Source organism: Lysinibacillus sp. BF-4, from assembly GCF_000743635.1.
GTDB classification, from domain to species: Bacteria; Bacillota; Bacilli; order Bacillales_A; family Planococcaceae; genus Metalysinibacillus; species Metalysinibacillus saudimassiliensis.
On sequence record NZ_JPUW01000006.1, the window covers coordinates 65,533 to 72,534 of the forward strand.

The 7,002-nt window shown below is 40.4% G+C and carries 8 protein-coding genes and 1 rRNA gene; all 9 read left to right on the plus strand.

Translation table 11 applies throughout. From position 1 onward, the window contains the following. Nucleotides 1-159: 159 nt before the first annotated feature. The gene (locus CH76_RS04300) at nt 160-1,005 is read left to right on the plus strand and encodes an energy-coupling factor ABC transporter ATP-binding protein (RefSeq protein WP_036143458.1); all 846 of its coding nucleotides are present in this window, start codon (nt 160-162) and stop codon (nt 1,003-1,005) included. Continuing rightward, complete coding sequence (locus CH76_RS04305; RefSeq protein WP_036143460.1) at nt 981-1,850, plus strand: energy-coupling factor ABC transporter ATP-binding protein; 870 nt, start codon at nt 981-983, stop codon at nt 1,848-1,850. The genes CH76_RS04300 and CH76_RS04305 overlap by 25 nt, the downstream gene beginning before the upstream one ends. After that, nucleotides 1,850-2,644 (plus strand): energy-coupling factor transporter transmembrane protein EcfT, encoded by a 795-nt coding sequence (locus CH76_RS04310; protein WP_036143463.1) that lies wholly within the window; start codon nt 1,850-1,852, stop codon nt 2,642-2,644. Before CH76_RS04305 ends, CH76_RS04310 begins: the two co-directional genes overlap by 1 nt. A 6-nt stretch (nt 2,645-2,650) precedes the next feature. Continuing rightward, nucleotides 2,651-3,388 carry a tRNA pseudouridine(38-40) synthase TruA gene (gene truA / locus CH76_RS04315; RefSeq protein ID WP_036143466.1) on the plus strand — a complete coding sequence of 246 codons (738 nt, stop codon included), beginning with the start codon at nt 2,651-2,653 and terminating at the stop codon, nt 3,386-3,388. A 172-nt stretch (nt 3,389-3,560) separates the two neighbouring features. Beyond that, a complete protein-coding gene (rplM, locus tag CH76_RS04320) occupies nt 3,561-3,998 on the plus strand; it encodes a 50S ribosomal protein L13 (protein WP_036143469.1) in 438 nt (145 codons plus the stop codon). Between the two features lie 25 nt (nt 3,999-4,023). After that, entirely contained in the window at nt 4,024-4,416 is a 393-nt protein-coding gene (gene rpsI, locus CH76_RS04325; RefSeq protein ID WP_036143474.1) for a 30S ribosomal protein S9, read from the plus strand. A gap of 135 nt (nt 4,417-4,551) precedes the next feature. Continuing rightward, the gene (locus CH76_RS04330; RefSeq protein ID WP_036143477.1) at nt 4,552-5,604 is read left to right on the plus strand and encodes a P-loop NTPase; all 1,053 of its coding nucleotides are present in this window, start codon (nt 4,552-4,554) and stop codon (nt 5,602-5,604) included. A 143-nt stretch (nt 5,605-5,747) separates the two neighbouring features. Then, nucleotides 5,748-6,413 (plus strand): KinB-signaling pathway activation protein, encoded by a 666-nt coding sequence (locus CH76_RS04335; RefSeq protein ID WP_036143480.1) that lies wholly within the window; start codon nt 5,748-5,750, stop codon nt 6,411-6,413. Between the two features lie 451 nt (nt 6,414-6,864). Further along, nucleotides 6,865-7,002: ribosomal RNA gene (locus CH76_RS04340) — 16S ribosomal RNA — on the plus strand; the annotation flags it as partial.

Here is a 7,002-nt window from a genome sequence, read left to right on the forward strand (position 1 = left end):
GCGCATTTCTTGAATGAGGTGCGCGCTTTTTTATTATAAGACTTATTTTAGGAGCGCCAATTGGGGTGCTTTTTTTATTTACCTAAAAACGAATGTTCACGAAGGGGTAAGAAAACGAGTATAATGAACAATACATAGTAAACAAAAGGGGAATTGAGGATGACAGAAATTTTAGCGTTAAATCATGTCACATTTGCTTATCCCTCTGAAGATGACACACCTCGTAATGCTGTGGAAGATGTTTCGTTTTCAATAGCTGAGGGTGAGTGGATTGCAATTGTAGGTCACAATGGCTCTGGCAAATCAACAATTGCCAAGCTAATGAATGGTCTGCTGTATCCACAGCAGGGGGATGTGTACTTTATGCGTAATGTGCTAAATGATGATAATTTATGGGATGTACGTTCACAAATGGGTATGGTTTTTCAAAATCCAGATAATCAGTTTGTAGGTGCAACAGTGCAAGATGATGTAGCATTTGCTTTAGAAAACAACGGAGTACCTCATGAAGAAATGGTGCTGCGTGTACAAGAGGCACTAACACAAGTAAAGATGCAGGATTTTTTAGACCATGAGCCGCACCACTTGTCAGGTGGACAAAAACAACGCGTAGCCATTGCTGGTGCACTGGCACTGCGACCTAAATTGTTAATTTTAGATGAGGCTACTTCGATGTTAGATCCACAAGGGCGTATGGAGGTATTGCAAACGGTCCAACAATTACGTGCTGAAACAGGTCTGACCGTAATTTCGATTACACATGATCTAGAGGAAGCAATTTTAGCTGACCGTCTATTGTTTATGAATGGCGGTAAAAAGTTTGCAACGGGTACGCCTAACGAAATTTTTGCTTTAGGTGATGAATTAATTAAGCTTGGACTGGATTTACCATTTGCGATGAAACTATCTCGTCTCCTAAAGGCAGAGGGTGTTGCGTTAAATGGTCAAAATATGACAGAAGAAGAGTTGGTGAATGATATATGGACATCGAACTTCAACGCGTAGGGTTTTCCTATGCGGCGGGTACACCTTTTGAAAAACGTGCACTTTATGACGTAGATTTTGCGATTGAAAGTGGCACATACCAAGCGATTATTGGTCACACAGGCTCAGGTAAATCGACAGTGCTTCAGCACTTTAATGCATTGCTTAAGCCAACTGAGGGTGAGGTACACCTGGGGGATTATACAGTTATTGCAGGAAAGAAAGCTAAAAATCTTAAGCAAGTACGTCAGCACATTGGTATTGTTTTTCAGTTTCCTGAGCATCAGCTCTTTGAGGAAACGGTACGTAAAGATATTATGTTTGGCCCGCTAAACTTTGGCGTAAGTAAGGAAGAGGCCGAAGCACGAGCACAGGAGCTCATTAAACTTGTAGGTTTGCCTGAAGAAGTGCTAGATAAATCTCCATTTGATTTATCTGGAGGTCAAATGCGTCGTGTAGCAATTGCGGGCGTACTTGCCATGAAGCCAGATGTTATTGTGTTAGATGAGCCAACGGCAGGTCTTGACCCAAGAGGGCAAAAAGAAATGATGGATATGTTTTATCATTTGCATCAGCAAGAAGGGCTCACAACTATTTTAGTTACGCATAGTATGGAAGATGCGGCGCGCTATGCGGATAATATACTTATTATGCATGATGGTACAAATGTGTTGCGTGGAACACCACGTGAGATATTTGCGGATGTAGAGAGTCTGCGTAAGTATCGTTTAGAGCCACCGCGTATTGTACGCTTCCAAGAAAAAGTGGAGCAATTACTTGGTCATAAGCTACCAACTGTTTGCTTAACAGAGGAAGAATTAGCGAAAGCGTTAGCTGAGCGTCTGCGAGAGGGGCGTGAGGGCTAGTGGATAAAATAATTTTCGGACGTTTTTTGCCTGGTGATACGTATGTTCATAAAATGGACCCCCGTTCTAAGCTATTATTTATCTTTGGTTTTATTGTCATCGTATTTTTAGCTAATAATACGATTACTTATAGTATTTTAGTTGGGATGACACTCTTTGTAATGCTGCTTTCACGCATTAAGCCAAGTTTTTTAATTAACGGTTTAAAGCCTGTCGTATTTTTAATCATCTTTACCTTCTTATTACATCTCTTCTTTACACGTGAAGGTGATTTACTTTGGGAGTGGGGCATTCTTAAGATTTATGAAGGTGGTTTGCGTCAAGGTATTTATATTTCACTACGTTTTGCAATATTAGTAGTGATGACTTCGTTTCTAACATTAACGACATCGCCTATTGCAATTACAGATGCAATTGAAATTTTATTAAATCCTTTGAAGAAGATTAAAGTGCCTGTACACGAGTTAGCGTTAATGATGTCAATTTCATTACGCTTTATCCCCACTTTAATGGATGAAACAGATAAGATTATGAAGGCGCAAATGGCACGAGGCTCTGATTTATCAACTGGACCAATAAAAGATCGTATTAAAGCTGTAGTGCCACTATTAGTGCCCCTCTTTGTTAGCGCATTTAAGCGGGCTGAGGATTTAGCAACAGCTATGGAGGTACGCGGTTATAAGGGTGGCGAAGGGCGTACACGCTATCGCCAGTTAGCATGGCATGTGCGTGATACCATTGCTTTAGTGGCACTTCTCGCACTAGCAGGTGTGTTATTTTATTATAGAGGGTAGGTAACTATGCGAATTAAAGCGACAATTGCCTATGATGGCACAGACTTTGTAGGCTATCAAGTTCAGCCAAATGGGCGTACAGTACAAGAAGTTTTTGAACGCGTACTTCAAAAAATCCATAAGGGTATAGTAGTAAAAATTATAGCTAGTGGGCGTACAGATGCACGAGTACATGCAACAGGTCAGGTTATTCATTTTGATACAGCGCTAAGTCTACCACCTAGCGCTTGGCAAAAGGCACTCAATGTTAATTTGCCAGGTGATATCCGTGTGGTAGAAGTATGTGAGGTGCCAGCTGATTTTCATGCGCGATTTAATGCGGTAGGCAAGCGTTATCGCTACATTTGGTCGCTTGAAGAAGTGCAACTACCTTTTCGCCGGCATTATGCGGTATTTATGAAGGGTGTACAGCCGGATATGGCCGCAATGCAACAAGCGGCAACGCACTTAGTAGGCGAACATGATTTTTCAGCATTTTGTGCAGCAAACACGAGCGTAGTGGATAAGGTGCGTACGATTCAGTCATTAACATTTGAAAAGCATGAGCAAGAACTTCATATGATTATTGAGGGCAATGGCTTTTTATACAATATGGTGCGTATTATTGCTGGCACTTTGTGGGAGGTGGGCGTGGGTAAACGCAACATCGAAAGTGTGGCATACGCTGTCACAAATTGCGTGCGTGAGAATGCAGGCAAAACCGCGCCACCACAAGGTTTATACCTCGAAAAAGTATGGTATTAATGGGCAAGCAACTTGTCCACGCGTTTTCTCGTAAATGCTTGACGAATATTTTTTTTTATAGTATGATGACTAATGGTATTTTCATTACCACCACAAAATAAGCCCCGAAAACTTATTAATTGTAGACTAATGAAAAATAACGGTATTTTTAATCGATTAGGAGGATATATACATGCGTACAACATTCATGGCTAAAGGTCACGAAGTAGAACGTAAATGGTTAGTAGTTGACGCAGAAGGCCAAACGCTTGGACGTTTAGCTTCTGAAGTAGCTGCCATCTTACGTGGTAAACATAAACCAACATTCACACCAAACGTTGACACAGGTGATCACGTTATCATCATCAACGCTGAGAAAATTCATTTAACAGGTAACAAATTACAGGACAAAATTTACTACCGTCACACACTTTACACAGGCGGTCTTAAACAACGTACTGCAGGCGAAATGAAAGAGAAATACCCTACACAAATGCTAGAATTAGCAATTAAAGGTATGCTTCCAAAGAACTCTTTAGGTCGCAAAATGTTCGGTAAACTTAACGTTTACGCAGGCGCGGAACACCCACACGCTGCACAACAACCAGAAGCTTACGAGCTTCGCGGATAATAGAAATTAAGAGGAGGATATTACTTTGGCACAAGTTCAATACATCGGCACAGGTCGCCGTAAAACTTCTGTAGCTCGCGTACGTTTAGTACCAGGTACAGGTAACATTGTTATTAACAAACGTGACGTAGAAGAGTACGTACCATTCGAATCTTTACGTAACGTAATCAAACAACCATTAGTTGCTACTGAAACAGTAGGCAGCTACGACATCCACGTTAACGTTGATGGCGGTGGTTTCACTGGTCAAGCTGGCGCAATCCGCCACGGTATCGCTCGTGCGTTACTACAAGTTGATCCAGATTTCCGTCCAGCACTTAAATCTGCTGGTTTATTAACTCGTGACGCTCGTATGAAAGAACGTAAAAAACCAGGTCTTCGCGGCGCACGTCGTTCTCCACAGTTCTCAAAACGTTAATTTTACAATTATACGTTCAAAAGCCATTCTCGCATTTGCGAGAGTGGCTTTTTTTATGCAAACATCTTGTAAGTGTAACGAAATTGAATATGTTATACTTATCAGTAAAATGAGGTTAGGGAGTGTCATGGGTTTATGATTACAATTGAAAAAGCGCATAACGCGTTAGGCAAATTACAAGATCCTTTTTTACATAAATCGTTAGAGGAAACAGGCGGTATTGTAGAAGTTACTGTAAAGGAAGAAAAAAATCATGTCAGTGTTAAAGTAGCTATTGCTAAAACAAACACACCTGAACAAATGCAACTTCAAATGAAAATCGTAGAGGTGCTAAAAGAGCAGGGTGCTAATACCGTAGGCATTCGCTTTGAGGAGTTATCAGCTGATACATTAGCAAGCTTCCGTGGCACAGCAACAGAATCAGAGTCACAAGATTTATTATCACCACTTAATACAACACAATTTATTTCGATTGCTTCTGGTAAAGGCGGCGTAGGTAAATCAACAGTATCAGTTAACTTAGCTGTTGCACTTGCACGTCTTGGCAAAAAGGTAGCTTTAATTGACGCAGATATTTACGGCTTTAGTGTGCCTGATATGATGGGGATTCAAGAGATGCCCGTTATTAAGGAAGACCGCATTTACCCAGTAGAGCGCATGGGCGTTAAGGTAATTTCAATGGGCTTCTTCGTAGAAAACAACGCACCTATCGTTTGGCGTGGGCCAATGCTTGGTAAAGTATTAGATCAATTTTTCCGTGATGTAGAGTGGGGCGAATTAGACTATCTTCTATTAGACTTACCACCAGGTACTGGTGATGTGGCACTCGACATCCATCAAATGTTACCAGCATCTAAAGAAATCGTAGTAACAACGCCACACCCAACGGCTGCGTTTGTAGCGGCGCGTGCAGGTGCGATGGCATTACAAACAGATCATGAAATCCTTGGTGTTGTGGAAAACATGGCATGGTACGAATCGAAAACAACAGGCGAACGTGAGTATGTGTTTGGTCAAGGTGGCGGTACAAAGCTAGCAGAAGAACTACGCACAGATTTGCTTGGTCAAATTCCATTAGGTCAGCCTGATTGGACAGAGGAAGATTTTGCTCCTTCAGTTTATGCAGCAGAGCACCCAACAGGTAAGGTATACTTAGCAATGGCTGAGAAAGTAATTAATAAACTATAATATAGAAGGAAGGCGAGCGATAGTGCTCGTCTTTTTTCACGTCTTAGTCACAAAGGCTATTTTAGTTTTAGAACGAACATAGCTTTTTTACAGTAGCATTGCTAAAATAATAACTATATTTAAACATTGGAGGACGCTAAGTCGTGACGATACGTAACTGGATTAAATTTTTCTTTGTAGCTTCGCTAATTGGTGGCGCTGTAAATGGTGTATTTAGCTTGATTATTCGTTGGGATTTTTTCCAACCGTATGTAACAGCTGGTGAATGGGGCGAGTTCTTCGCAGCATTTGCATGGATGATTTTCTTAGGGATTACGATGAGTGTGATTGCGCAGGCAGGCTTCTTTGCTTATTTAACACTTCATCAGGTAGCCGTTAATATTTTCCGTTCATTAACATTATGGAACTGGGTGCAACTATTACTTATTATTATTGCCCTAGTAGATGTTATTGCGTTTCGTTTTATTCCGCAAGCGGATACAGCAAAGGACTGGATTGTTTACAGTGTATTAATTATAGTACTAGTTGGTGGCTCAGTGCTAACAGCTATGAAGAAGGTTAAGATGACAGGTAAGAAGCATGTCCTGATTTCAGCACTATTCTTTATGATTGTTATTACCACATTAGAATGGACGATTGCATTAATGGGGCGTGATGCAAAAATTGATGAGTATGTGGCATTATTATTATTCCCACTGCTTGCAGTCAACGCATTCCAATTATTAATGTTACCGAAGTATAATGAACAGTCAGAGATTGATCGCAAACGTTTAGATGAACGCCGTAAAGCACGTAAACAACAAGCTTAAGATATGTAAAAGCCCTAGCATAATTACAATGCTAGGGCTTTTATAATGATTAGCATTAAACTCAATGCTGCTTTATGTATGTATAATGCTCTTAAATACATATAAAAGAAAAACGTATGTAAAAGCTTTGACAGACCTTTCGAAAAGGTGTTATTATATACGAAGTCGCAAAGATAACATCTAAACGCGATAAACATTATATTAAAGAGTTGTTGACATTATGTTGATTACTTGATAAGATATAAAAGTTGCTTCTCAAAAAAACATTATAAAAAAGTGTTGACAACATAAGTTGAAAAATGCTATACTATAAAAGTTGTTGAAACAAGCGACACAAACATGAACCTTGAAAACTGAACAAGCAAAACGTTAATCAATAAATCGTTTCATTAAGTTGAAACAAAATTTTGGACATCAAAATTGATGCCAGCAACATGAGCTTAATCGCTCTCTTATGGAGAGTTTGATCCTGGCTCAGGACGAACGCTGGCGGCGTGCCTAATACATGCAAGTCGAGCGAATGACAGAGAAGCTTGCTTCTCTTGATTTAGCGGCGGACGGGTGAGTAACACGTGGGCAACCTACCTTG